The sequence below is a fragment of the uncultured Pontibacter sp. genome, from assembly GCF_947495565.1.
Classification (GTDB): domain Bacteria; phylum Bacteroidota; class Bacteroidia; order Cytophagales; family Hymenobacteraceae; genus Pontibacter.
Map to the genome: position 1 here is coordinate 38,674 of NZ_CANLZM010000014.1, position 26,591 is coordinate 65,264.

At 49.4% G+C, this 26,591-nt stretch carries 23 protein-coding genes and 1 tRNA gene; 16 read left to right on the top strand and 8 right to left on the bottom strand.

What is annotated here, in order from left to right:
• Positions 1 to 43: 43 nt before the first annotated feature.
• The gene (pdxA, locus tag Q1B04_RS16490) at positions 44 to 1,066 is read right to left on the bottom strand and encodes a 4-hydroxythreonine-4-phosphate dehydrogenase PdxA (RefSeq protein WP_299760805.1); all 1,023 of its coding nucleotides are present in this window, start codon (positions 1,064 to 1,066) and stop codon (positions 44 to 46) included.
• Positions 1,067 to 1,073: 7 nt separating this feature from the next.
• Positions 1,074 to 2,507 carry a leucyl aminopeptidase gene (locus Q1B04_RS16495; protein WP_299760807.1) on the bottom strand — a complete coding sequence of 478 codons (1,434 nt, stop codon included), beginning with the start codon at positions 2,505 to 2,507 and terminating at the stop codon, positions 1,074 to 1,076.
• Between the two features lie 159 nt (positions 2,508 to 2,666).
• Here Q1B04_RS16495 and rsmA point away from each other — a divergent pair, with 159 nt between their 5' ends.
• The 5 genes from rsmA (at position 2,667) to Q1B04_RS16520 (ending at position 7,171) form a co-directional block, all read left to right on the top strand.
• Positions 2,667 to 3,452, top strand: coding sequence for a 16S rRNA (adenine(1518)-N(6)/adenine(1519)-N(6))-dimethyltransferase RsmA (rsmA, locus tag Q1B04_RS16500; protein ID WP_299760809.1), 786 nt, complete (start codon positions 2,667 to 2,669; stop codon positions 3,450 to 3,452).
• 1 nt (position 3,453) lies between these two features.
• Positions 3,454 to 4,806 (top strand): magnesium transporter, encoded by a 1,353-nt coding sequence (gene mgtE, locus Q1B04_RS16505; protein WP_299760811.1) that lies wholly within the window; start codon positions 3,454 to 3,456, stop codon positions 4,804 to 4,806.
• Between the two features lie 167 nt (positions 4,807 to 4,973).
• On the top strand, positions 4,974 to 5,930 hold the full coding sequence (locus Q1B04_RS16510) for an NAD(P)-dependent oxidoreductase (protein ID WP_299760813.1): 957 nt from the start codon (positions 4,974 to 4,976) through the stop codon (positions 5,928 to 5,930).
• Between the two features lie 362 nt (positions 5,931 to 6,292).
• Positions 6,293 to 6,766, top strand: coding sequence for a transcription elongation factor GreA (gene greA, locus Q1B04_RS16515; RefSeq protein WP_299760815.1), 474 nt, complete (start codon positions 6,293 to 6,295; stop codon positions 6,764 to 6,766).
• A gap of 3 nt (positions 6,767 to 6,769) precedes the next feature.
• A complete protein-coding gene (locus Q1B04_RS16520; protein WP_299760817.1) occupies positions 6,770 to 7,171 on the top strand; it encodes an HIT family protein in 402 nt (133 codons plus the stop codon).
• 613 nt (positions 7,172 to 7,784) lie between these two features.
• Here Q1B04_RS16520 and ruvC read toward each other — a convergent pair.
• Positions 7,785 to 8,291 (bottom strand): crossover junction endodeoxyribonuclease RuvC, encoded by a 507-nt coding sequence (gene ruvC / locus Q1B04_RS16525; RefSeq protein ID WP_299760975.1) that lies wholly within the window; start codon positions 8,289 to 8,291, stop codon positions 7,785 to 7,787.
• A gap of 90 nt (positions 8,292 to 8,381) precedes the next feature.
• Here ruvC and Q1B04_RS16530 point away from each other — a divergent pair, with 90 nt between their 5' ends.
• From Q1B04_RS16530 to Q1B04_RS16580, 11 genes are all read left to right on the top strand, one after another.
• Positions 8,382 to 9,371: a lysylphosphatidylglycerol synthase domain-containing protein gene (locus Q1B04_RS16530; RefSeq protein WP_299760819.1), complete on the top strand. Its 990-nt coding sequence runs from the start codon at positions 8,382 to 8,384 to the stop codon at positions 9,369 to 9,371.
• On the top strand, positions 9,368 to 10,516 hold the full coding sequence (locus Q1B04_RS16535) for a glycosyltransferase (RefSeq protein ID WP_299760821.1): 1,149 nt from the start codon (positions 9,368 to 9,370) through the stop codon (positions 10,514 to 10,516). The genes Q1B04_RS16530 and Q1B04_RS16535 overlap by 4 nt, the downstream gene beginning before the upstream one ends.
• Positions 10,497 to 10,754, top strand: a complete 258-nt coding sequence (locus Q1B04_RS16540) for a hypothetical protein (RefSeq protein ID WP_299760823.1) — start codon at positions 10,497 to 10,499, stop codon at positions 10,752 to 10,754. Before Q1B04_RS16535 ends, Q1B04_RS16540 begins: the two co-directional genes overlap by 20 nt.
• A 630-nt stretch (positions 10,755 to 11,384) precedes the next feature.
• On the top strand, positions 11,385 to 12,608 hold the full coding sequence (locus tag Q1B04_RS16545; RefSeq protein ID WP_299760825.1) for a PP2C family protein-serine/threonine phosphatase: 1,224 nt from the start codon (positions 11,385 to 11,387) through the stop codon (positions 12,606 to 12,608).
• 83 nt (positions 12,609 to 12,691) lie between these two features.
• Positions 12,692 to 13,321, top strand: a complete 630-nt coding sequence (locus Q1B04_RS16550; protein WP_299760827.1) for a polysaccharide deacetylase family protein — start codon at positions 12,692 to 12,694, stop codon at positions 13,319 to 13,321.
• Complete coding sequence (locus Q1B04_RS16555; RefSeq protein ID WP_299760829.1) at positions 13,318 to 14,409, top strand: glycosyltransferase; 1,092 nt, start codon at positions 13,318 to 13,320, stop codon at positions 14,407 to 14,409. Before Q1B04_RS16550 ends, Q1B04_RS16555 begins: the two co-directional genes overlap by 4 nt.
• A 234-nt stretch (positions 14,410 to 14,643) precedes the next feature.
• A complete protein-coding gene (locus Q1B04_RS16560) occupies positions 14,644 to 15,411 on the top strand; it encodes a TatD family hydrolase (protein ID WP_299760832.1) in 768 nt (255 codons plus the stop codon).
• A 1-nt stretch (position 15,412) separates the two neighbouring features.
• Positions 15,413 to 16,480 carry a type I asparaginase gene (locus Q1B04_RS16565; protein WP_299760834.1) on the top strand — a complete coding sequence of 356 codons (1,068 nt, stop codon included), beginning with the start codon at positions 15,413 to 15,415 and terminating at the stop codon, positions 16,478 to 16,480.
• A 61-nt stretch (positions 16,481 to 16,541) separates the two neighbouring features.
• Positions 16,542 to 16,629, top strand: a tRNA-Ser gene (locus Q1B04_RS16570).
• Between the two features lie 41 nt (positions 16,630 to 16,670).
• Complete coding sequence (locus Q1B04_RS16575; protein WP_299760836.1) at positions 16,671 to 17,954, top strand: phage integrase SAM-like domain-containing protein; 1,284 nt, start codon at positions 16,671 to 16,673, stop codon at positions 17,952 to 17,954.
• Between the two features lie 67 nt (positions 17,955 to 18,021).
• Positions 18,022 to 18,246 (top strand): hypothetical protein, encoded by a 225-nt coding sequence (locus Q1B04_RS16580; protein WP_299760838.1) that lies wholly within the window; start codon positions 18,022 to 18,024, stop codon positions 18,244 to 18,246.
• A 180-nt stretch (positions 18,247 to 18,426) separates the two neighbouring features.
• Here Q1B04_RS16580 and Q1B04_RS16585 read toward each other — a convergent pair whose 3' ends face one another.
• From Q1B04_RS16585 to Q1B04_RS16605, 5 genes are all read right to left on the bottom strand, one after another.
• Positions 18,427 to 19,242, bottom strand: coding sequence for a DUF2971 domain-containing protein (locus Q1B04_RS16585; RefSeq protein ID WP_299760840.1), 816 nt, complete (start codon positions 19,240 to 19,242; stop codon positions 18,427 to 18,429).
• 277 nt (positions 19,243 to 19,519) lie between these two features.
• Entirely contained in the window at positions 19,520 to 19,804 is a 285-nt protein-coding gene (locus Q1B04_RS16590; protein ID WP_299760842.1) for a hypothetical protein, read from the bottom strand.
• Positions 19,797 to 21,650 carry a hypothetical protein gene (locus Q1B04_RS16595; RefSeq protein ID WP_299760844.1) on the bottom strand — a complete coding sequence of 618 codons (1,854 nt, stop codon included), beginning with the start codon at positions 21,648 to 21,650 and terminating at the stop codon, positions 19,797 to 19,799. Before Q1B04_RS16595 ends, Q1B04_RS16590 begins: the two co-directional genes overlap by 8 nt.
• A 22-nt stretch (positions 21,651 to 21,672) precedes the next feature.
• On the bottom strand, positions 21,673 to 26,382 hold the full coding sequence (locus Q1B04_RS16600) for a strawberry notch-like NTP hydrolase domain-containing protein (RefSeq protein ID WP_299760846.1): 4,710 nt from the start codon (positions 26,380 to 26,382) through the stop codon (positions 21,673 to 21,675).
• Positions 26,375 to 26,536 carry a hypothetical protein gene (locus Q1B04_RS16605; RefSeq protein WP_299760848.1) on the bottom strand — a complete coding sequence of 54 codons (162 nt, stop codon included), beginning with the start codon at positions 26,534 to 26,536 and terminating at the stop codon, positions 26,375 to 26,377. Before Q1B04_RS16605 ends, Q1B04_RS16600 begins: the two co-directional genes overlap by 8 nt.
• Positions 26,537 to 26,591: the final 55 nt, after the last annotated feature.

The window sequence follows — 26,591 nt, forward strand, 5'->3', positions numbered from 1 at the left end:
AAAATTAGAATATAATTCTGATAAATAAAATACTCTGCCTTATTTATACTGCAGGATTTGCCTCTAGTTGGCGTTTGCGGATAATATCGCAGGCAAGGAACAGCGCTTCCCGGAAAGAGGTTTCATTGGCAATGTGCTTTGCTGCAATATCATAGGCGGTGCCGTGGTCAGGTGAGGTACGCACAATTGGCAGTCCGGCCGTATAGTTTACGCCGCTCTCAAACGCCAAGGTTTTAAACGGAATCAGCCCCTGGTCGTGGTACATGGCCAAAACGGCATCTACTTGGCGGTACTGCTGCATGCCAAAGAAGCCATCGGCAGGGTAGGGGCCAAACACCAGGTGCCCGCGCTCTTTCATCTGCATAATGGTCGGGCGGATAATCTCTACATCTTCTGTGCCCAGCAAACCTTGCTCACCGGCATGCGGATTAAGACCCAACACCGCTACGCGCGGCTTCAATATGCCAAAATCATTGCGCAGCGAGCTCAGTAAAATAGTCAGCTTTCGGATTAGCAGCTGCTCCGTTAGCTTGCCAGAAACATCCTTTAGAGGCATATGACCGGTAACGGTAGCTACGCGCAGATCGCCGCTCACGAGCAGCATCAGGCTCTCCGGCGCATCAAAATAAGAGGTGAGGAACTCCGTATGTCCAGGAAATTTAAATTCTTCTGCCTGAATATTGTCTTTGTTGATTGGAGCCGTTACCAACCCGTCCAGAAAACCTGCTTTCAAATCCCGGGAGGCTGTCAGTAAAGAATCCAGCGATGCTTTGCCGGATTCTGGCGTTGGTGTGCCAGGGTTTAGTTCAAGGTCATGGTCCCAGCAGGTAATCAGGTTAACCTTACGAGGTGCAAGGTCCTGTACAGATGTTGCCTGCTGGTAGTTAAAATGCTCTGAGTGCAGTGCCTTGCGCACTTTATTGAGTACTGCCGCTGAGCCGTAAATGACTGGCGTGCAGTAGTTGAGGATGCGGTTATCAGCCAACGTTTTCACGATTACCTCTGGACCGATGCCGTTGGTGTCGCCGATGCTGATGCCTAATTTTATTTTATACTTGTTATCCATGTCTGGTTTATCGTGCCAAAGCGCTAAGGTAGTTGTAAACTAAACGAACACAAGTACCTGTGCCCATTTTGCCACGGTAAGAGTCTTCGCCGTGCAGGTAAGCCGTGCCGGCAATATCAAAGTGCACCCAAGGGTAGCTGGTGAAAACCTCCAGAAACTTACCGGCCGTGATAGCGCCTGCGTCGGCACCGCCCAGGTTCTTGATATCCGCCACGTCCGATTCAATCTGTTTTTTATATTCGTCCCACAACGGAAACTCCACCAGGCGCTCATGTACGTTCTCACCGGCTTTTTTGAGGCCGTTCATCACTTCTTCGTCTGCCGTGCCCATGGCCACAGCGGCTTCTTTGCCTATCGCGCGCATCGCGGAGCCTGTGAGTGTTGCAAAATCCAGCACCAGCTCCGGGTTATACTTTTTGGCAAAGCTCAGTGCGTCGGCAAGTATAAGACGGCCTTCTGCGTCGGTGTTCAGTACCTCCACAGTCATGCCGTTAAACATTGTAATCACGTCGCCGGGGGCCACAGCTTGCCCGCCGGGGCGGTTGTCGGTGGCAGGTATCAGGCCGATGACGTGCAGCGGCAGTTTGTTTTTGGCCACGGCATAAAGTATACCAGCCACGGCGGCAGCGCCTGCCATATCGGATTTCATGAAATCCATGGAGTTTGGCGTTGGCTTCAGGCTCAGGCCACCGGTGTCGTACACCACGCCTTTGCCTACCAGCACGTATGGCTTGCTGTTTTTAGCGTTCTCCGGCTTCCACTCTATAATATTAAAAGTGGCCGGTTCATCACTGCCCTGGTTTACGGCCAGCAAGCCGCCCATTTTCAGCGACTGTATCTGAAGCTCGTCCAGCACCTCGGTTTTAAAGCCAGCCTGATCGCCCAGCTCCTCCAGCTGCATGCTGAACTGCGTGGCCGACTGGTGGCTGTGCGGTTCGTTTACCAGGTCGCGGGCCTGCAACACGGCTTCCAGCACGTTGCCAAGCTCCAGAACCTGCTGCTCTGTTACCTGCTCATCTGCAATAGTTACACTTTGCAGCGGGCTAGGTTTGGCATCTTTGGTTTTATGCTTGATGTATGTATAGTTGCTCAGGTAAATGCCCTCGGCCAAGTATAAGCCAGCTCCGGAATCGGTTTTATCAAGTACCGAGATACTCGCCACCTTATCCGTTTTCAGCTGCTTTAATAAAGTATGGCCCGCCTGGCGGATAGCTTCCTTGCGGCTGTTCTCTGTTTTATTGTCAGGGGCCACCACTAGGTATACGCGGTGCGTATAGCGGTTCAGAGGTATGAATGTAGCCTCCTGCTGTACCTGCTGCTGCACATACTGTTGCTCCTCGGGCTGCAGCTCTTGTAGCTGCCTTACCTGATCTTTGGCCACTATCAGGGCCAGATCGGTATTTTTCGTTAAGCTTGTATCGTATTTAAGTTGTGTTGGCATCTGTCGTTCGTATCTTTGAGAGCGCAATATAGTAAGTATAATACGTAATGCGAAAACCGGAGCCACCGTGGCTTTTGCCGGAATTTGCGTACAATTAAAGTATAACGGTTTTAAGCGGAAAAGTATACTTTGCGCCCGCAAAACCATAAGCAACACAACGTGAGCAACGTAAGACCCAAGAAGCACCTGGGCCAGCATTTCCTGGTAGACCAGAACATTGCAATAAAAATAGTGGAGCAGCTCACGCTGCCAGGCGGCGTGCAGGACGTGCTGGAGATAGGCCCGGGTATGGGTGTGCTCACGCAGTATCTTTTGCAGCACAAGGAGTATAGCACCACAGTAGTAGATATTGACCGGGAGTCTATCGCTTACCTGCAGCAGCACTTTCCGCAGCTCGGCGACCGCATCATCTCTGCAGATTTTCTGAAAACGGACCTGAGTACGCTGTTCCCGGGCAGGTTTGCCATCATCGGTAACTTTCCTTACAACATTTCGAGCCAGATCTTTTTTAAAGTGCTGGAGCACCGCGATGTGGTACCGGAGGTGGTGTGTATGCTACAAAAGGAAGTGGCCGAACGGCTGGCTTCGCCTCCGGGCTCCAAGGCGTATGGCATCCTGAGTGTGCTGCTGCAGGCGTTTTATACCATAGACTATAAATTTACGGTAAGCGAGCATGTGTTTAACCCGCCGCCAAAGGTAAAGTCGGCGGTAATCGGGCTGGTGCGTAACAATGTGCAAAAGCTGGCCTGCGATGAGAAGTTGTTTCACCAGGTGGTGAAGATGAGTTTTGGCACACGCCGTAAAACGCTGCGCAACTCGCTACGAAATTATAACTTGCCGCCCGAAGTACAGGCCATGCCCGTATTTGATAAGCGCGCCGAACAGCTTTCGGTGCAGGATTTCGTAGAACTGACCCAATTAGTTGAGCAGAGTATAAAACAATAGTATGCAGGTAGAGATCACACGTGAGTATATTGAGCAGGTAGAGGGGGCCATTGAACGCCAGGACCGGGAGTTTATTCTGAGTACTATGGATGAGATGCACCCTGCCGACATTATCACGGTGCTCTACGAGCTGGATGCCAACGAGTCGCGCTACATACTGGACCTGCTGCCGCCGGAGGTAGGGGCTGAGATCCTGAGCGACCTGGATGAAGACATCCGCAACGAGTTCCTTGATAAATTTACCAGCGAGGAGATTGCCCGGTACCTAAGTCTGATGCACTCTGATGATGCCGTGGATATTCTGAACGAGCAGTCGGTGCAGACGCGGGAGGAGGTAATCGCCCATATCGATAACGATGAGCAGGCTGCCGCCATCCTGGACCTGCTGCACTACGAGGAGGACTGCGCCGGCGGTCTGATGGCAAAGGAGCTCATAAAAGTAAACCTGAACTGGCGTGTAAGGCAGTGTATAGAGGAGGTGCGGCGGCAGGCCGAGCGGGTAGCCCGAATTTATACGGTATATGTAGTCGATAACCGCGATAAGCTGCTGGGCCGCGTCAGTGTAAAGCGCCTGCTGCTCTCTAAAGACGATACCCAGGTAAAGGATATTTACAGTGAGGATGTAATCTCGATTGAGTCTTACAAAGACGAAAGTGAGGTGGTAAGCGTGATGCAGCGCTACGACCTGGAAGCCATACCTGTAGTGAATATACAAGGCCGCCTGTTAGGGCGTATCACCATCGACGACGTGGTGGACGTAATGCAGGAGCAGGCCGAACTCAGCCGCCAGCTCATGACCGGTATCTCCGAAAATGTCGAGGAAGACGACAGTGTGCTGCGTATTTCCCGCGCCCGTTTGCCCTGGCTGATCATAGGTATGGTGGGTGGTTTGCTGGCGGCGCATTTCATGGGCTTTTATGAGGATGATATAGCGCTGCTGCCGGCCATTGCGCTTTTTGTGCCGCTCATAACGGCTACGGGCGGTAACGTGGGCATCCAATCCTCTTCCATCATTATACAAACCCTGTCCTCAAACGAGGTGATGTTTGATAACATTACGCAGCGTTTGATTAAGGTGGTACTGGTGGCGCTGCTCAATGCGTTCATCATTTCCATACTTGTTTTTGCGGCTACGTACCTGTTTAAGAGCGATTTTACACTGGCTATGGTGGTGTCGGTGGCTTTGTTCTCGGTTGTGATGCTTGCCTCCATGATGGGCACGATTACACCTATGGTTCTGGACAAGTTCGGCATCAACCCTGCCGTGGCAGCCGGGCCATTTATAACCACCGCCAACGACCTGTTAGGGCTAACGATCTACTTCGGCATAGCGCACATGCTTTATAATCTTTAAGTAATATTTATCTTGAACAGCTGTTTTTCAAGCCTGACGACTTAAAGCAGCTGTTTTAGGTTACAGTCAAAGTATAAACTGAAGCTCAGGTGAAGTATAAAAGCTACAATTCATCATCAATAAGAGTAAAATATAGTCAGGAAAACTTAATCAAACCTTAAAGACCAGTGCTAGACAAACCATCCAAATCCTCTGTTCTAATTATCGATGAGATACATCCGAGCATTTTTATTATGCTGGATAGTATAGGTGTGGAGGCAGATTACCGGCCAAGTATAAAGCCGGAGGAGGTGCGGGAGGCGCTGAAAGGCTTTGAGGGACTGATTGTGCGTAGCAAAATGCGCATTACAGCAGAAACGCTGGAGCTGGCTAACAACCTAAAATATATAGCACGGGCAGGTGCCGGAGTAGACAACATAGACCAGCAGGCGCTACAGGAGCGCGGTATTGCTCTGCTTGCCGCTAACGAAGGCAACAGCCAGGCGGTAGGTGAATTTGCAGTAGGCACACTGCTGGCGTTGCTGCGCAACATCTCCCGCAGCCACAGCCAGGTGCAGCAAAAAGTATGGCTACGTGAGGCAAACCGTGGCGAGGAAATCTATGGCAAAACCGTGGGCATTATCGGGTTCGGGAACATGGGGCAGCGTTTTGCGCACACACTCTCTGGTTTCGGGTGCCGCCTGTTGGCTTACGACCGCTTTGCACCCGAGAAGATTAGCCTGCCGGTAACTTCGGTAACGCTGGAGCAGATACAGGCAGAAGCCGATGTGGTAAGCTTGCACATACCGTTTATACATGAAAACCTGGGCTTCGCCAGCGATGCCTTTTTCAGTAGGTTCAGTAGGCCTGTTTGGTTCCTGAACACCTCTCGCGGCGATGTGGTGGATCAGCAGGCGCTGGTACGACACTTACAGGCGGGAAGTATAAAGGGCGCCGCCCTGGATGTGCTTGAAAATGAAAAGCTGCAGACCCTGACTGCGCAGCAACAGCAGGATTTTGACTTCCTGGCTTCCGCCCCCAACGTTATACTTACCCCGCACATAGCCGGCTGGACGCATGAGTCTTACGTGAAGATTAACGAGGTGCTGGTGCAGAAAATACAGCAGCTCCTGATGGTAGATTAGCAATTGCTGAGGCACAAACTTAAAACAGCAAGGTTCTGAAAAGCTGCGTTTAACATTTACCAAAGAGCCATACTTAACCCGATTATTACCCATTGCCGTAGTAAATAATACAGGAAAATAAATTCTGCGGTATATCTTAAATATTTTTATCTTTGCTTTATACATCCGCAACGGGGGAGGAGCTTCCGTGTGCTCAAGAAATGTAAAAAGTCAGGCTTATGCTAAACTTGGTGGCCGCTAAAAGTATAAAAGGCGCCACACTGGAAAAGAATTAAATTATTTTACATATTTGGCAAAAAGAACGGTTATGCAGGCCATAACCGTTCTTTTTGTTTTTGTGTTTTAAACGTGAAAACCTAACTATGAGCAAGATTAATTATTACACTGCTGAGGGGCTGCAAAAGCTGAAAGACGAGTTAGCAGAGCTCAAGACGAAAGGCCGTTCTGAAGTGGCGCGGCAGCTAGCCGAAGCCCGCGATAAAGGCGACCTTAGCGAGAACGCCGAGTATGATGCAGCCAAAGACGCGCAAGGCCACCTGGAGCTAAAAATCTCCAAGCTGGAAGAGGTAGTGGGCAACGCCCGTCTTATCGACGAGTCGAACCTGGACTCCAGCAAAGCACTTATCCTCTCCAAGGTGAAAATCAAGAACCTGAAGAACAACATGGTCGTTGATTATACTTTGGTAGCCGAGGAGGAGGCTGATTTGGCTTCTGGTAAAATCTCCGTAAAGTCACCTATCGGAAAAGGCCTGTTGGGCAAGTCTGTGGGTGATGTGGCTGAGATCACGATACCGGCTGGTAAAATTGAGTTCGAAATATTAGAAATTAGCCGCTAAACTATGGAAGCTTCGATATTCACTAAGATTGTAAATGGTGAGATACCTGCCTATAAAATAGCAGAAGACGACCGCTATCTGGCCTTTCTGGATGTTTTCCCGACCGCCAAGGGCCATACCTTAGTCATACCGAAGCAGCAAATAGACTATATCTTTGACCTGGATGACGAGCTTTACCTGGGCCTGATGGCTTTTGCCAAAAAAGTGGCCGCTGCCGTAGAAAAAGCCGTGCCCTGCAAGCGAATTGGAGTGGCCGTGGTAGGTATAGAAGTGCCGCACGCACATGTGCACCTCATTCCGCTCAACAGCATGCAAGACATGAACTTCGCCAACAAAAAGCAGTTCAGCAAAGAGGAGTTTGAAGAGGTAGCAGACAAAATCAGAAAAGCCTATAACGCCTCTTAACCCACATCTGGAGAAAGAAATTTACAAGAGCCGGCGCTACAGAAGCGCTGGCTCTTCTGGTTTAGGGTGAATGATGATGAAGGTAGTGTATTATTACTGTTCCGGGTTTCGGAGGCAGCGTTCTGCAGTACCGGGGCCAATCATCCCAGCCCTGCTATTACCCCACCCCAGCCCTCCCCTAAAAACAGGGGAGGGAGTTCGGTTCAAGCTCCATTAGCGGTGGCTATCGGATACTGATCCCAGTCTTTCCGTGGGGGTAGGGGCCCTCGAAAAGAGCGCCTTGTGAGATTCCGGTGCCCGTGAGGGCATTGCGACCGAAGGGCAGCAAAGGAAGGGAACACAGCGCGATGCGGGAAGACGAGGCCTCCCTTAAAGAGGGCCCCTACCCCCGCCTGGAGGGAGCCAAAGCCAGAGGTGAAAAAAGTAGGTTGTAAGGCTGTGGATAAGCAGGAATTACAAAGTATAGCTTGGTTCAAGTTGCAAAAAGCAGCGGCTATGCAAGTATAAAAAGCACGGGCTGCAAGCCCGCGCCAGCGATTCGGTGAAGCAAGCAGTGGCTAAAGTATAAAGGCACAAGCAGACGCTTCGCCAGATAGAATAGGTGGCAATAAACCTACTTACTCGCCAACCTATCCGGGTTATCCGTCAGAAAGCTCTTCCAGGACTTGCCGCCCTGCTTGGCATTGTTGCCCTTCTGGTAATGGTGGCAGAGTGCCACGCCCAGCGCATCGGTGGCGTCTAGCAGCTTCGGTACTTCCTGTATCTTCAGAATCTGCACCAGCATACTAGCCACCTGCTCTTTAGAAGCGTTGCCGTTGCCCGTGATGGACTGTTTGATTTTTTTAGGGGCATACTCTACATAAGGGATGTCACGGGAGAGGGCAGCGGCGATGGCCACACCCTGCGCACGACCCAGTTTGAGCATACTTTGCACATTGGTGCCATAGAAGGGAGATTCGATTGCCAACTCGTCGGGCAGGTACTCGTCGATGAGTTGTATCATCCGGTCAAAAATTTTCTTTAACTTGATGGCGTGATTACTGTAGCTTTTCAGGTGAATAACGCCGAACTGCAGCACCTGCACCTTAGAACCAGTCACTTCGATCAGGCCGTAGCCCATTACCTGTGTGCCGGGGTCGATGCCAAGTATAAGTTTATTGGGTGGTAGTGCAGTAGAGTAAGCCATAGGGTGCAAAAATAAGACATTATCTTGAACATCAAGCTTCATAAAAAATTCCTTTTGGTGCTGGCAAAGGTGCTGGTGGTGGTGCTAACGCTGTTCCTGCTCTACCAGGCCATCTTTACGGCCCCTGATACCTTTCTCAGTTGGGGCGGTATTCTGAGCGGGGCCCTGCAGAGTCCGCAGCGCTATCTGTTTATACTTACAGCCATCCTGATTCCTCTGAACTGGGGTTTTGAAGCCAGGAAGTGGCAGCTGCTGGGGCAGAAGCTGGAGCCGCTGTCTTTCTGGAGGGCGTATCGTGCGGTAATGGTCGGGCTTACGCTGGGCTTCATCACCCCAAACCGGCTAGGCGATTATGCGGGCCGTGTACTGGAGCTGAAAAGCCGGCAGCGGCTCGAAGCCATTGGGGCTATCTTCATCGGCAGGTTCTGCCAGCTTGTTGCCACTGTGCTGGCTGGGTCGGTGGGGCTGCTATACTTTATACTTGTCTTTGCCTGGCAGGCTTATCCGGGGGTATCGCTGAGTGTGTTTATGCTGCTGCTTGCCCTGTGTGTTGCCATGCTGCTGCTGCTCTACAACGCCAAAGCCATGGTGGCCGTAGTGGCTGCCATAAAGCCGCTGCGTACCTTCGTTCCATACCTATCTATTATGGGCACCTATACTTCGTTTGAGATGACACGGCTGCTGTGGCTCTCGCTGGGGCGCTACACTGTATTTTTGGTGCAGTTTATACTGCTGCTCATACTGTTCGAAGTCCGGTTGAGTCCGCTGCAATATCTGAGCGGGGTGTCCGGTACCTTTTTCCTGAAATCGGTGGTGCCGTCTGTTAGTTTACTCTCTGATTTAGGGGTGCGGGAGCTGTCGGCTATGTACCTGTTCGGGCTGCTGGGGCAGGCGCGGCTACAGGTGCTAAGCGCCAGCCTGAGCCTTTGGTTACTCAACATTGCGGTGCCGAGTGTGGTTGGTCTAGCCTTTGTGCTGCGCCTGCGGCTTTCACGTAAAAGAGTGGTGGCATGAGGTGGCTTCTACTCTTTTCGCTGCTCTGGTACAGTTGGATTATTTTAAGCAGGTGGCTGGCCTGGAAACGCATGCCTGCTGTTACTGCTCCGGCTAACTTTCAGCCTGCCACGCCTATCACTGTTATCGTGCCGGTGCGCAATGAAGCCGAAAATATACTCGACTTACTGCATGACCTGGAGCGGCAGAACTACCCACGCGAACTGCTAGAGGTGCTGGTGCTGGATGATCACTCCGAAGATGATACAGCTGCCTTGGTGAGACGGTTTATACTTGAGCCAAACCTTAAAGTCAGATGTCTTCAGTTAGATGATTATGTAAAGCAGTCTGGCAAGAAAGCAGCTGTGCAAGTGGGGGTGGAGCAGGCCGAAGGCGAGCTGCTAGTGTTCACGGATGGCGACTGCCGTGTAGGGCCGGAGTGGCTGCGAACGTACGCCTTTGTGTACGAAACGGAGCATCCATACTTTATAAGCGGGCCGGTAAGTTTTCATCATACAACTACTCACTTTGAGCGGATGCAGCTGGTGGAGTTTGCCAGCCTGATCGGGATTGGGGGAGCTTCCATTGCGCTGGGACAACCTAACATGTGCAACGGCGCAAACCTAGCCTACCCCAAAGCAGTTTTCGAGAAAGTACAAGGTTTTGCTGGCAACGAAAACATTGCCAGCGGAGACGATGAGTTCCTGCTGCACAAGGTAGATAAATCCTTCCCAGGGAGTGTTTTTTTTATGAAATCACCTGAAGCTGTAGTTTATACAAATGCTCGTAAAGATCTGATTTCCTTTGTGCAGCAACGGGTAAGGTGGGCCAGTAAATGGAAATCTTACCAAAGCCTACAGGTGCAGCTGGTAGCGCTCTGTGTGTTTCAGGTTAATCTGCTGCTTTTTGTAGCCATTCCGTTGGTGCTGTGGGGTAGTTTAGCTTTTGAGGTGTTTTTAGCAGCGTATCTGGCTAAGTTTTCAGTCGATTTTTTATTTTTAAGCCTAGTAACAAAATTTTTGCAGGAGCGCCGGTACCTGTGGTACCTGCTTCCCCTGCAGTTCGTATATATTCCGTACGTGCTGATTACCGCTGTTTTGGGCCTGTTTGGCCGCTACAGCTGGAAAGGCAGAATCATCAGAACTAATGAGCAACAACGAGTTTGACATACTGGACGAGCTATACTTCGTTACTTCGTACCCCGATCTTAAATGTACCCTTTCTTTAAATGATGCTGAGCTATGCACTGCTTTACAGTCCCTTATAGCGCAAGGCTATGTCCGGATTCTTTACCCTGACCAGGACACGGAGCATGAGTACAACGAAGCAGAATTTGGAGAAAAGTGCCAGCATTACTTCTACCTTGCCAGCAAGGCAGGTTTAGTTGTACACAACTCTATCTAGCCACTTAAAATAAGCAGGTTGCTACGGGTAGCACTATCAAATCCATTAGGTTAAAGTATGATTTATACTTTGGTGCTGCCACTAAATACCTGCTTATCTTCTTTAAGTAGTATCTATAGCAACATCTCTTAAATAGCTGATTACTAGGAGGTATTAGTTGTGTAAGAGGGTTGTTGTTTCACTAAACAAGTATGCGTGGTAAATCAGCTGGATTTAACCTGTTTTATAGCTTCAGAAAGTATATGCCTAACTCATGTACAGGTAAGCTGAAAGAATAATTTACCTGTAAGTTGTTATGCATCTGTGCCTTTTGTGTGCATGCCTGATTTTTTGACTTCCACTGTTAAACATGATCCTGCTGGTTATCGTTATTGGCTCAGTTACCTTGTTGTCTTACCTTGCACAATTTCCTTACGCTCTTACCACATTAAAGCTGAATTTGTTGATCGGAAACTCTATCGTTACCAGCTACGGATAGGTAGGAGTAATCAAAGGTTTTCAGGAGATCAGTGATAAAGCTGTTCTTTTTTTACTATTTTTACCCAATACCCGCACGCACTTTTTTAATGTTTACCCTTCAAAAGGAGCATAATTTAAGGCTGTGCAACCGATACTAAATGCCAATTCCGAATGTCTGATATAACTGTACCCAACCCACAGCAGGAACTGAACCTGAAGAAGCTGGAGTTAGCGGCCTTGCTCGAAATTACGCAGGCAATAAACGCTAATTTGCCGGAAGGGGCATTGTATAAAATATATCGTTTTACCCTGCTGGCCCAGCTAAGTATAAACCGCCTCACCCTGTATGTGCATGATGAGAAGTGGCGCTGTACCATTAGCTCAGGCGCTAGCCAGGACTTTACTAAAGCGCCCTTGCCCGAGGCGATACTGCAGGTAAAAGAGATCACAAAAATCTCCAAACTGCAGGTGGAGAAGAAGTGGCGCTGCTTTGATATCGTTATACCGATTTTGCACAATGGCAAGGTGCTGGCTTTTGTATTGATCGGCAAGATTGATAAATATTCCAGCAACCTCGATGCCCTGAACTTCATCCAGACAATCAGTAATATTATGCTGGTTGCCATTGAGAACCACCGCATGGTAAGGCAGCGTTTGGCACAGGAGTCTATCCGCCGCGAGATTGAGATTGCCCGCGAAGTACAGTCAATGCTGTTCCCGAAGAGCCTGCCCAACGACAAGGACGTAGCCATACATGCCAGCTACATTCCGCACTCTTCTATAGGTGGCGACTACTACGATTTTATTGAGATTGATGCCGACCAGTTTCTGTTCTGTGTAGCTGATGTGTCTGGAAAAGGCGTGCCGGCCTCTTTGCTGATGTCGAATTTTCAGGCGGGGCTGCGCACTTTACTCCGGCAGAACTCGGACCTGAACACCGTGGTGTCTGAGCTCAACAACCTGATCTACCGAAACGCAATTGCCGAGAAGTTCATCACCACTTTTGTGGCAACCTATAACCGCCGCACCCGCGAGCTGTGTTATGTAAACGCTGGCCATAATGCGCCTATTTTGTTATATGAAGATAACTCACACATGCTCCTGAACGAGGGGTGCACCATGCTAGGCGTTTTTGATGTGCTGCCGTTTATGAATGTTGGCAAAGTGCATGTGCCGGAGAAATCTATTGTGCTTGCCTACACCGATGGGCTGACGGAGGTTTTTGATGAGGACGAGGCGGAGTTCGGGATAGAGGGCACGATCAACTTCCTGATCCGGCACCGTTTCCTGAGTTCCAAAATACTCCACCTGCAGCTGCTAAGCGAGATTAACCTCTACAACGAAGAGGCTAACTTCAACGATGACATCACCTTACTATCCTGTCGTTTTAAGTAATCTTGGCTGCTGATTGTTATAATCATGCTACCACGTTTTAAAGGTTACTGCAAACTATTAAAAGTTAACAACCAAACATCAACTTGCTCCGCCTCTTTAAAACGCCATGGCTGCTTATAAAGCTGATGCCGTCTTATACCTGGCACCGCGCGGTGCAGGGAAAGGTGCTGTACCTGACTTTTGACGATGGCCCGATTCCGGAGGTAACGCCATGGGTGCTGCAGCAGTTGGAAACCTATAAGGCAAAGGCAACTTTCTTCTGCGTAGGCGAAAACCTGGTAAAGCACCCGGACATAGCGCAGCAGGTGCTGGCGCAGGGGCATTTGCTGGCCAACCATACGTTTAACCACCTGAAAGGCTGGCAGACCCCGCTTCAAACTTACCTGCACAACACTGCCCAATGCCAGCAGGAGCTGGAGCAGCTGCAACCAGCTTCTGGAAAGTTGTTTAGGCCACCGTATGGGCGTATTACAGGCAAGCAGGCAAAAGAGCTGCGCGGTACCTATGAACTGGTGATGTGGGATGTGCTCACCAACGACTATGACCAGAACCTTTCACCGGAGAAATGCTTGCGGCAAAGTATAAAAAGCACCCAAAGTGGCAGCATTATCGTATTCCACGACAGCCTGAAGGCTCAACGTAACCTGATGTATGCCCTGCCGCGCTTTCTGGAGCACTTTACCAAACTGGGCTATACTTTCGACACCCTATGATCGTATCGATAGCCTATTTTATACTTTACTTTTCTCTTTTTCTGGTGCTGCTGGCCCTGTTGGTGCTCAACCGAAAATCTTATACTTCTAAGCTGCCGCACCAGCCGCACATTAGCATTCTTATTGCTGCCCGCAACGAAGAGCATACTATCCTCCGTTGCCTGCACGCGATTGAGGCGCTCGATTATCCGAAGCATAAAATGGAGGTGCTGCTGGCCGATGATGCCTCCACCGATAGTACCCGGGCAGTAATAGATGATTTTATCCGTGATAAGCCGCACTATACTTGCATTACCATTACCCAAACTTTAGGCAAAGCCAAAGGCAAGGCAAATGCGCTGGCGCACCTCGCCAAAATAGCCACCTCCGATTACTTTTTTTACACCGATGCCGACATTGCCGTGCCGAAAGAGTGGGTGCAGGCCATGCTTTCAGAGATGAAGGAGGGGGTGGGCGTTGTAACTGGCATCACCACCATAGCGGGGAATGGCTTTTTCGCGAAGCTGCAGGCCATGGACTGGCTGTATGCGCTGGGGCTGATGCAGGTGGTGTCGGACTTGGGGCTGCGCGTTACCACCATGGGCAACAACATGCTGCTGCGCCGGCAGGCGTATGAGCAGGTGGGCGGTTTTGAAAGTATAGATTTCTCAATTACGGAAGATATCGCCATTTTTAACGAGGTGCTGAAGCGGGGCTGGGGTTTCCGGAATATCTACAGCCCGCATGTGCTGGCGCTTTCTACGCCGGCCCCTACGTTTTCTGCGTTCCTGCAGCAGCGCAGGCGCTGGATGCGCGGCTCCATGCACCTGCCGCTGTACATGGCCGTGATTTTTATACTTCACTCGGCTTATTACCCGGTGCTGCTGCCGTTTTTTACTTATACTTCTGTGGGCGTTATGCTCACGATCTTTAGCATCAAACTATTCTTGCAGAGCCTCTACCTGCACCTGTGCCTCCGTCGGCTTGGCCGTAGCGCCCGCTGGTATATGTACTTCTTCCTGGAACTGTACCTGGTTATTTCCTCCATTATCCTGATTCTATACTTCTTTTTGCCAATCAAAACCAGATGGAAGGGGAGAAAGTATTAAGAGTTGGGGAGTTTAGGAGTTGGAAAGTTATAGAGTTCAGAGTAAAGCGTGTTGTTTGTAGGGATAGGTCGCAACCTGTCCGAATCATGCACATTTTTCTAATCCTCCACATCCTTCTAATCCTGCAAATCCTGATTCAGACCAACCAACAAGTATAAAATTCCTAACTTGCAGGTACAAATCAGAAGTAGCACCTACATTGATTGCTGATCAATGTTAATGGATAATTAAAAAATGAACTTAGTTGATTCACACGCACATATTTACTCCGAGAAGTTCAACACCGACAGGGCAGAGGCCATGGAGCGGGCGCAGCAGGAGGGAGTAAGCAAAATATACATGCCCAACATCGACCATACTTCCATTGAAGCCATGCTGGAAGCGGAGGAGAAGTATAAAGGTGCCTGCGTTGCCATGATGGGCCTGCATCCTACTTCCGTGAATAAGGATTTTGAGCGGGAATTATACCTGGTAGAGGAGTGGCTGAGTAAACGAGCCTTCGCAGCGGTGGGGGAGTGCGGCATAGACCTGTATTGGGATAAGACGTTTCTGCCGCAGCAGCAGGAGGCCCTGAAGGTGCAGGTGGAGCTGGCTAAAAAGTATAAACTGCCCATTGTGCTGCACACCCGCGACTCGTTTAACGAAACTTACGACATTATAGCAGCTGCCCAGGACGGCAGCTTGAAAGGTATTTTCCATTGCTTCAGCGGCTCTGCAGAAGAGGCCGAGAAGGTGAAGGAATTAGGTTTTCTGATGGGCATTGGCGGGGTAGCTACCTTTAAAAACGGCGGCTTAGACAAGGTGCTGCCGCATGTGCAGTTGGAGAACCTGGTGCTGGAGACCGACTGCCCTTACCTGGCTCCAACCCCGCACCGTGGCAAACGCAACGAGCCTGTATACCTGCCCCTGATAGCGCAGCGTGTGGCCGATCTGATGCAGAAACCTGTAGAGGAAGTAGCCGAAAAAACCACTGCCAACGCCCTTAGCCTCTTTAAATTGTAGCATGCAGGTTGTAAAAGTAGACATAGACACTGCGGCGCCGCTGCACCCGGAAGCCTCCATACTTATTATTTATACCGGGGGCACCGTAGGGATGGTGTTTGATGATAAGGAGCAGCACCTGGTACCATTTAACTTCTCGCAGATTACTGAGCATGTGCCCGAGTTGCGGCAGTTCAACTACCTGCTGACGGTGCTTAGTATAGAGCCGGCCATCGATTCGTCTAACGTATCGGTGCAGGACTGGCTTATGCTGGCCCGGCTTATAGAAGAAAACTACGAAAAGTATGACGGGTTTGTCGTGCTGCACGGCACCGACACCATGGCCTACTCGGCCTCAGCCATGAGTTACCTGCTGGAGAACCTGCAGAAGCCTGTGATTTTTACGGGTGCCCAGGTGCCCATTGGCCGTATCCGTACAGATGCCCGCGAAAACCTGATTACGGCACTGCAGATTGCAGCCACTAAAGAAAACGGAAGAAGCGTGGTGCCTGAAGTATGCATTTACTTCCGGAACTTGCTGTTGCGTGGCAACCGGTCTAAAAAAGTGGAGAGCAGCCACTTCGATGCTTTTAAATCTGATAACTACCCGCCATTGGCCGAAACCGGCATTGATATAGAGTATAGCTATGAGCATATTCTGCCCCACCCGCAGCATGTTTTTCGGGCACACCAGCAGATGAGCGATAAAGTAGCCATTCTGAAGTTGTTTCCGGGTATTACGCGGCAGGTGGTGCAAAGTATACTGCAGGCACCGGGTTTGCAGGGAGTGGTGCTGGAAACGTTTGGCTCAGGTAATGCCCCGTCTACACCTTGGTTTCTGGAGCTGTTGCAAGATGCGCTCAACCGGGGGGTGCATGTCCTGAACGTGTCGCAATGCGATGAGGGCAGAGTGGTGCAGGGACAGTATGAGACTAGTACGCATTTGCTGCATATGGGCGTAATAGGTGGTGCCGATATCACAACGGAAGCCGCCATAACCAAGCTGATGTTTGTGCTGGGACAGGATTTGGAGCCAGGGCAGGCTAAGATGCTTTTGTGCGAGAATCTGCGCGGTGAGCTCAGTGTGTAAAACTATAAACAAACTATACTTGCAGATGTGCTGATTATTGGTGTATATTTGCACCATAATTAGAGAGCTGTCCGAGTGGTCGAAGGAGCACGCCTGGAAAGTGTGTATACCCCAAAAGGGTATCAAGGGTTCGAATCCCTTGCTCTCTGCTGTAAAAAAGGCCTTAGAATACCTCTAATGGCCTTTTTTTATGTCAAAAAATGAGGTCGCGACACTATTCGCGACACTAAACATGGCTAAATCGGACACGGCGACACCTTATAAACTAGCCCGCCTAATCATTCCACAAACCGATAAAGGCAGGCCCGACCTGAATGCCAGATGGTCCATTACCTTCTGGGTATGGGACGATGACAAACAGAAGAAAGTTCGGATCGTGCGCGATTGGGATATTAACCAATATGCCACTGTAGCCGAGCGCAAACAAAGGGCGTCTGTGATAATCAATGAGATTAACAAAAAGCTCAAAAAGGGACATGTTATTTCGAAGGCTGAAAAGAAACAGGTAAAGTTCACACCTAAAATAACAAAGGATACCCTGACACTGAAGGATGCCATTGACAACTACATAGCTGAAAACAGGTCTTCGCTCAGCCCGAACACAATAGCCGGTTACGTTACGCTGAAGAATACGCTATTCCCATGGCTTGATGATCAAGGGCTGTCTGATATAAAACTGATTGATTTTGATGGGGAGGCAGCAAAAGCCTTCTTTAACTACCTGAAGCTAGAGAAAGTGGTAATCCGGAAAGGGGTAGAGGAAATTGGGGTCTCAAACAAAACATTCAACAATTACCATACGAATTTAAACCGCATCTATAATGCGCTTATAGCTGATGGTACCATCAAGAAGAAGAACAATCATATTCAGAAAATCAGCAAAAAGAAGAAAGTACATACTAACAAGCATGTTCCCTTTTCGAATGAGCAGCTGAAGCTTATTAAGAAGTGCATTTTGGAGAAAGGCGATGAGCAGCTATACCTGTTTATCAACTTCCTGTACTATACTGCTGCTAGGCCAGCCCGTGAGCTGCGGCTGCTGCAGGTGAAAGACATACTGGACGAAACGATTTTTATACCGGCAGATCGCTCTAAAGTGGGCGTTGGCAGGCATGCCTTTATTCCGCCGGCGCTGGAAAAATTAATTAAGAAGCACAAGCTGCGCAGCTACCCGCCCGACTACTATGTGTTCACCCGAGAGGGCAAGCCGGGGCCGGAGCATGTGGGCAAAGTATACTTTTATCTGCGGCACAGGGAAGTGCTGGAAGAACTGGGCATGACTGATCAGGAATATACTCTCTATGGTTATAAGCATACCGGCAACATCAACTTATACCAAGCTACCAAAGACCTAATTGCCATTAAAGAACAAAACGGCCACACTTCGCTGGACCAGACCTATAATTACATGGTAAAGCTGGGGCAGATTAGGAAAGGAGAGATATATAGGCAATTTCCGGAGTTCGGGAAGTAAGATCAACAAAAAGACCTGTAAGGAAGAGACTTATATTTACTATATAACTTAAAATAAATTTATACTTATGACTTGGCAAGAACAATTCGGAGAACAATTTGAGAGGTACCGCAAACAAAGAGAAGTCTTAGATGAGCTGAATCGAATAGACCGCAGATTAAAGGAACTGACACGGGATAATCTGGATGCAACAGAGAGAAACGAAGATTTATCTGAAGAGCACATTAAAGAAACAGATGAGTTGGTCAAACAATGGCAAGAAAACCTAAAAAGGTTCTCTGATTTGAAGTAACAAAATAGCCCTACCTATGAAGTGGGGCTTCTTTGTTACAGCCTGCTATAGCCAATGATATTTTGCATCCGAGTAGCGTTGCTATACCTGTGGGAAGTGGTGATCGGTATAGGGCTGCTCCTCCAACTCCCTTCTGAGCACAAGCGTTCTGCCTATGGAGGTTTGCTTAACAATCTCTAATTAGCGAGCATCAAGTATATCGAAACGTTTTAGTTTCACTTTATACTCATTGCTTTCAATAAGACTGGCTAATGATTGCTCCTCTTCATCTGACCTCGATGACCCTAGATATACCTCAGCAACAGCATCCTTGCTAAAACTAGCAAGGTACATTTCGTTTTTATAAATACAGTGTTTAGCTACATCGAGGCATAAGGACCTGATTTCCTCTTCTTTAGTAAACCTTAATCTCTTTTGCAGCGCCCAGACCACCAGTGCCTCCTTTTCCTCGTCATCCCAATCTACACACTTTGGCATTTTAGAATATTTCACCCTTGATTGCAAACAAAATCTATTAATGGTATTGGACCTAAATCCAATACATACTCCAGCTCCCTTTTCAGCGTAGTTTTCCCAAAGGTGCGCATTGTCAGACCTTATAGAGAAACAGGCTACTCCAAACCGGCTTCTTAGAGCATTTAGTCCTTCCCTAAATATTGAATCAAAGAATTTCTCGTCAAAACCTTTTACTCTCATGAGTTTGATCACAGTTTTAGCGTCGGCATTTGGTTGTGCCATGTATGCATTAAGAAATTTCTGTTTATTTTGTCTATACCTTATGATTGACAGATCCAGCTCATCAGGGTCGTTTTTTAGTAATGAAGCAGGTTGGTTGTAACGCAGTTCTGAGTTGCCTAAAATGCTTAGAGCGCTTTTTAAACTAGTATAGTGGTATATAACTGGATCCGCTTCCATAAGGCAGGCGTTATCAATGCTTAAATAGTGAGCTGCGGCGTAAGCACGTAATCTTTGTTGATATAGTTCAGTTGGATTCATCGTGTTTTTTTTAATAAAGATAGGTAGTCGGCATATACTAAGACAAATAATTTATAGGTAAGCTATATGCAAAAGCTAAAGTAGGGTTAGGATGTATTCTTTGCTGTCAATAACATGATTTCAGATCATATTGTAATTATAGTTGGCGACGTAATAGGTGCACTAATTACTATACTAAGATCAGTGTGGTATTAATTATGAAAATAAAAAAGGCCCTTGCTAATCACAGGGGCCTTTTTTATTACTCGAGTATCGCCATAAATGGCGGGGTTGGTCACTAAACAAAAACGTTCCTGATGTTGCCATACAGGTCAAGGCCCTGCTGCACCGTGTTAAATATGTCGGTTATTTTGCTACCGCCATTATTTTGGACAAGCGCATTATTGGCTGCTGCCGCTTTTTGCTGTGCCAACAAGGCCTGCTGCTGCTGATATGCAAGCTGCTGTGCCATCAAGGCCTGCTGCTGTTGCTGGGACGCTGCCTGCTGGCCTTTGTCCTTATTGATCATGTACATTGCCCCCAGTCCAAGAGCGGCAACTACTAAAATGGTGTTGTTATTCATTGGTTATAAGTTTTTGGTTGAACACATCATACTTTTTGCCCATGCTCTCGCTATCGGCATAGCGGTTTTTTTCGCAGTAGGCTATACCTGGTAAATCTACTTGTATGACGATGCCAGCGTCATACTCTGCCATACTACCGCCTCTGGCTGTACCGGCGCTGGTGCTTTGGAAAATAATAAGAAAGAAGGTGTTAGGGAAGTCTTTTCTAAGCCTATCAAACTCCTCCTGCTTCACATTTAACTTGCTCCAACTGTCGATAGCCACCACATCAAAGTGTTTCGCGGCCTCTCTGATGGTGTCAATGCCACTGGGTGAGATTGAGGCGGCTTGTACCAACCTGCGGTTCTTTGGCTTGATATAAGCCTCGCTCATGCGCTTTACCAGATCTGAGCCTTTGTCAATCTCCAAGGTGAAGGAGGCCACGTTGAACCCCATTTCAGCGAAAATATCCTTCAACTGGTAGAGCAATCGCGTTTTTCCGGCTCCCTTATCACCCCTAAGCGCGATGGCAAACTCCTTGCGCTCGATCTTCCCCAGGAACAGGCCTAAGTCACCTTTCAGGCGAAAAGTGTTTTTAGAAGTGTCAACTCCTGGTTTGTCAATCGGTGTGAACAGGCCTTGCAAAGTCTTAGGAAGCTTTAATTCTTTTTCCTTTGGCAGGGCTTTTTTTTTTACGCCTGCAAGCGTTGTTTTTGTGCAGCCGCAGCTTTGATCATCGTTACCAGGGCATCCCAAGCCTGAAAATTCTGGAAGTGAGCCCAAACCGGACAAACCAGGAGTGGAGGCCATTATTTGATTCCCGTTGCTGAGGTATGCCTTTAGGCTCTGCTTGGCATTTTTAAACAACCCGTAGTAAGTATCGAACTTATGAACAGTCTCTTTCTCCTCCGCTCGCTCCATGTCCTGCAGCAGCTTCTTTGCCTTAGCTACATCTGGCTTTATATCCATCATTGGGATAAACCGCTTTAGGAGCTGTACGGTAGGAGCCACTTTGGATTGCTTTACAAACTTATGGAGTAAGGCCAATGTTTTATTGGAAAGGTCAATCTCTATCTTTTTAATATTTTCCTCTCCCATAGAGTCAAGCACTGTTTCTAGCCTATCCTGCACCAGGTTGATTGCGTCTGCATTCGGGCTGCTCTTTCTGATCTTGCGCTCTACGATGTACTTATTCAGCCTGTCATAAAGCGCCTTCACTTGCTTGAAAGTCTTGGTCTTACCGTTAAATCCGATGAACGTCTTTATTACCTGCTCTTCCTCTGTAAAGTGCTCCTGGTAGGAAACTGGCGTTACATGCTTAACCGGTTTTTCTTTCTTTACTTTGGCGGCACTGGTTTTCTTTTTGGCAGTAGCTGTTTTTGCTTTCTTGCCGCCTGCGACTTTTTTTCCTATTGCTAAATCCTGCTCATGCAGCGAAATCCAGCCTTTAATAGTATCCGACTGCTGCTTGGTGAACTCACCTGCTTTTATCCTGCTAAAGAGCGATAAAGCAAGTTTTTCCAGCTCGTCAAATGTTTTGGTGCCCTCAATAGCGTAGCGAGCATCGGTATAAGCTTTGCCGCTATCTTGGCTGCTAGTATCCACTGTAAGGCCTCGATCTCTGGTAGGAACAATTTTCTTTTTAGTGTAGGTGAATGCTGGTTGTTCCTCGGGTAGATAGGCAGGCAGCTTTTCAAAATACAGGTCAACCATCTCGCGTATCTCGGGAACCTGGTTGTAAGCGAGCCAGTCATCTTCTGCAGCCTCTATGGTTACGGAGTGGGCTTCCCTGATTGCCTCAGGCATCTGTGAAAATTCAATTTTTTTAGCGAAGTTAAGGTAATTTGATGTAGTGAACTTTTTCATCGGGTGTATGTGATTGAGAGTGTTAGGCTGCTTTTGATTCCAGGTTCAGTAGCAGCAGTTTTGCCTGTACTGCCCTGGCTTTTAGTTTCAGTAATTTGAATTTGTCTGCGGTTGGTTCTTTCTTGAGTGCTGACACATAGAGCGTAGGCCACTCGGGCACTGTTTTCGGCGCCGTTATTTTATCCTTGTATAACCTGGTGAAGTCTGACTCGTTCAGGTTGATGCTGTCTGACTGCCTCTCCTGTAGCCACTTCACAAGCGACTCAATTCGGTCCGGTCCGATCGTGCCTACCATCTTGTCTGACTGCTTTTCGAAGATCTGCATGTCCATTAGGCTCAGAACCTCTTTGTTGAGAAAAAACCAGCCGCCGGACTTCTTGGTACCCGCTACCATAATTTTGAAATAGTCTACTCCGCTACCGTGGTCGTGCTGCTTTATGATGGATACACCTTTTCCGGTTACAAGTGAGCGTCCTACAACCATGGATTTGATGTGCCCGATGGCCTGCATGATCGGCACGGTGACGGACTTGTTAGACTCCTGCGGCACCCAATACTCCGGCATCAAAATGCCTTTTCTCTCACCGCCACCCTTTAAAGTATAACTCACGAGCTTGCCTTTAAACTGATCGAAGGCCTGAAGCAGGTTGCCGGTCACGATATAGCGAGTCTTGCTATCCTGGCTACTTTCTTTAATGGCATCCTCCCAGTAAGCATCAATCATCTGGTCACGCTCCTTGGAGTACATGCTGTAGGAAGCGCCCCGGATGGCGTTGATGGCATCATGGTTACTGGCCGGAATCTCCAGATACTTCACGCTGTGGGCAATGGCAAAGCGCAGGCGCATATGGCTAGGGGCGAAAGGGTTTTTCTTCTTGCGGTCAACCTTAAAGCCGATAAACACGCCGCTGGCATACTCATCACGGCCAATGCTGTACTTGATACCTCTGCCTATTGTAAAAAAATTAACCAAGCCATTGATGAACGAGTAGCGGTTGTTCCAGGAGGTCTTGATCTTGTTGACCGAAGCCTCACGCGCCTGCCTCAGCTCTGCTCTACGCTCGGCTAAGGCCTCTGCCTTATCTGCATCCACCAGCTTCAGTATCTTCTTTTCGCTGTGGATGTTAGCCTCTAATTGATCGTAGTGCCTGTTTTGGTCGGCCACCTCACTGTTTGCCCTTTCCTGCATGAAGGTTGTTGCCTCACGGCGAAGCTCCTCTTGCTGCTCAAGAGGTGTTTTGCCTGAAAGTGCCTCCTGTACCAGGTTCTGCACCTCAGATTTAGTGAATGGCTTGCGGAGCACCTTCGCGCGTACGGTTTCCAGAATCGTGTTCTCGGAGAAAACAGAAGTGCCGCCTTTACCTACCTTGGCAATGCGGCTGTCTATCGTTTCGGCCTGCAAGTCCATCGCCTCTACTTCCAGGTCATACTCATCCTTGTTTTTCAGGTCATTAATATAATCATCGTAGGCTGTGGTAATGTCCTCGTAGAACTGCTGCTGCTCCGCGCAGGAAAGCACGGCCACACGGCCTGATACCTTGTGCGCAAGCGAAATAGCCGCGCCCCTGGTATCAGCTTTCTTTTCCTCATCCTTGCCCAGGCCTAGCGGATCACCAAGCTTAAAGTTCATGTCAAGGTTCTCGTTCAGGTACTTGTTCACTACCTCATCCCCATACTTGTTCAAAAAGTCCGGCACGGAAAGCACCGCCTCGCTCTGCTTTTGGTTGGAAGAAGTATTAGCATCGAGCGACTTGAGTTTCTTCTGAAGCATCATCATCAGGCGCTTTTCGGCAGGAATGGCGCTGATCACATAGTCATAGATAGGGGGAATGTGCTTCAACTGGCCAGTGCGGTTGATCCTGCCGCGCTTCTGTACCTCGGTGTTGATGTCAAGCTCTGCCTGAAGTATCAGCATCACGCGCTGCTTCACCTGGTCAGCCGGTACAACCTTGGTCGGCACAGCGTGAGCTGAGGCACCCGTAGAGCCGGACTGGTTAATCATCAGCACATCCACCTCATTGTCGTTGAAGGCACGGAAAGCATCGTTTGTGGCTATTTTCTCGCGCAGCATCACCAGGCCTTTGCCGGTTTTCTCATTCATCTGCACTTCGTACTTGCGGCCCGTCACCTCAGCCACGGAGTAACCGGCGGCCTCAATACGCTGCTTTACGGCATCTATCGGGGATATGGTCACACCGGAGGAAACGGTTTTGATGCGCTCGGCAATCTGAAAGTACTTGAGTTGCGCCTCCGGAGAGAGCTCGCTTACATCGATCTGCTTTTTCTCCTTACTGCCGTCGTGGTCCGTGACCGTGTAGCGCATCACCCCATCCAGGCCGCGCTGCAGAACAGTGGCAAAGTCAATGTCGATTATAGAGCCGTTGCCCACAGGGGAACCTTCGGCATCCTCCATCTGCTCTATGAAGCTCCCCATGGTAGAGGCAAAGGCAATAACCGGCTTCTTTCCTTCCTTCAGGCGCTGTATGGCACGGTCTGCCACCGTGTTTGCCTTGATGGAGAACAGCATTTGGTTAATCACTTGGAATATCTTGCTGAAGTAGGGGGAGTTGTCCACACCTGCTGCAGAAGTACCACCGCGTTTTTTCACCTCTTTGCCCTCAGCCACGGCAATAGAGTCCATTTCGTCAATGCTCGGCTCCACATACGTTTCTTGGAAACCGATGATTTCGCGCATGATCTCGGTCAGGTTGTCGGCAATGGCCTTGTGCTCCATTTCCTTGTCAAGCTTAGGCTCGCCTGCTGTTTTGTCCAGGGTAATATAATTCACTTCTATACCCTCGAAGCTGCGCTCCCTGCGTATCATCTGACCTTCCTGCACCAGTTGTGAGGAAAGTATCTCCTGCAATGCCACACCTCCTTTTTGAATGGCCTCCACCAAGCCTTCTTTGCTCAGGTTGGCATCCGACATAGCTGTTTTCATGGCGTAGAGCGGCAGGTTATCGCTTCGCTTGGCGTAAGTGGCAGAAAGGAACAACACGCCTTTGGCACTGGCCACGATATCCTGAAGGAAATTACCCGTGTTAGACTCTCCGCTCGCGTTGTGCGACTCGTCCATGATCACGATGTTGTTGCTGGCAACATCCCTTAGCCACTCTGGCTTGGCCGGAGAGCGCTCGGGTGAGCTGAACTGAGAATAGGTAGCCACTGCATAATGGAATCCGGCAGGCACTTTGCGTGATTTGATGGCATCCTTGAGCTGTTGGTCCGGAAGCGCCTCATACACCACCTTGCCACGCTCATCCTTGATCTTGGTTTTTTTGTCGCGGCTGTTCACGATGAACGGCACCAGGTCAGCAGAGCCGATGGCCACCAGGTCGCGGTAAAGGTCACTGAAGAGGTTTGGCTTCTCTGTAATGAACACCGGCTGTTTTTCCTGGTTCACGCCGTAGCGAATGAGCGCTGCGGCCTGCCTGCCCTTGCCAATGCCGGTCTGGTCCCCGATGATCATGCCCTGTCCACGTGCCTCAATGTTGTAGATGGCCATCGCTACCGCATCGATCTGCTCTGCGGCCAATGCCTTGCACATGGCTGTTTTGGTAGGGTAGGCAAGCCTGTGCTGCACGAAGGCGTCTATATCGCCACCTACGGCTATTCTTATTTTGTCAAGCGAGGAGAATGTCTCCTGCGCCATCATGTCCGGCACATGCGTATCGAGCACGATACAGGCGTTGGAAGTCGGGGTGTAAGGCATCCCCAGGGTCTCCAGGAGAAGCAGCTTCGCTTTGATGGCCTTTGCTTTAAGGGCTAGCATTTTCATGTTGGGTTTTGGTGCAGGAGTAGTTTCTAAATATTGCGTCACGCGGTTAAATAACTCATCATAAGTGCGTACCACGGAATCTTTTTCTTGTTTGATGGGAGCCGCACCGGTCGGCTCCGGCTTTCTGCCGTTGATAAGGATCAGGCGCACATCGAATCCGGTGCCCTGGCGTGAGTAGAGCTTCTTGCCGTCGATGTTCACCACATCATCCACATGGTAGTGGCGGTAGAGGTAATTGAAGAATAGTCTGTTCTTACCAGCTTGTATGCGGCCTTTGGCATCCCAGGCAGTGTGGCCCCCGATCACCATGGCGGCTCTGCCGGAATCCTTCAGGCAGTCAAGGGCGCGTATGGCCATCACGTGATCCACGGTATCTATCTTATAGCCGTTGAATTCCACTGCATCGGTTTTGCCGAAGGGTGGGTTGGTGATCACGGAGTCGTACTGTTTTGCCAGGAAGCGGAAAGGCTGTGTTGCATCCTGGTTTCCAACATACCTGTACCCTTGTGTTTTCAGGTTCTCACGCCTCACCATGTCAATCTCGTTCACGTCCACGCTTCCAGGCCAGGCAGCGATGGTCAGCAGCCCGTTACCGGCGCTTGGCTCAAACAGTTTGTTGGGGAGCTGGTCAGCTTTGGTATAGATGCCTGCCAAGTAACCGATAGGTGCTGGAGTGGAGTACTGCTGCAGCAGCATGCTTTGGCTGGTGCGGTGCGACAGGGTGACCTGGCTGTTGTAAAGCGCTACGATGGAGTCGAACCGCTGCTTTATGGTGCCTGGCCTGTGCGCCAGCTCCCGAGCCCGAAGCACAATGGCAAGCTCTGTCAGTTCCTTTACCAGCGTCTTATCACCGATCCCGTAGCTGCTGGCCAGCTTCTCAACTGAGGTTTTGCTGTGTTTGTGCCCAGCCACGAGCTCCGCCTTGATGGCGGCGACGAAAGCTTTTCTATCCATTGTCTGCGGCATTGGTGTTATCGGATCCCGCACTTCCTGAAGACACGGCCGCATCCGGTGGTGCGGGCTGCTTGCGCTCGCATACCACGCATAGCCCCAGGGCGAACTCAACCAGGTTAATCAGTTTTCTATTGCAGCTCTCGCATCGTTCCATGGCAGGAGGTTTAGTCAGGTGAGGTTTGAACAGCCATAGCAGCCACATTATGGAT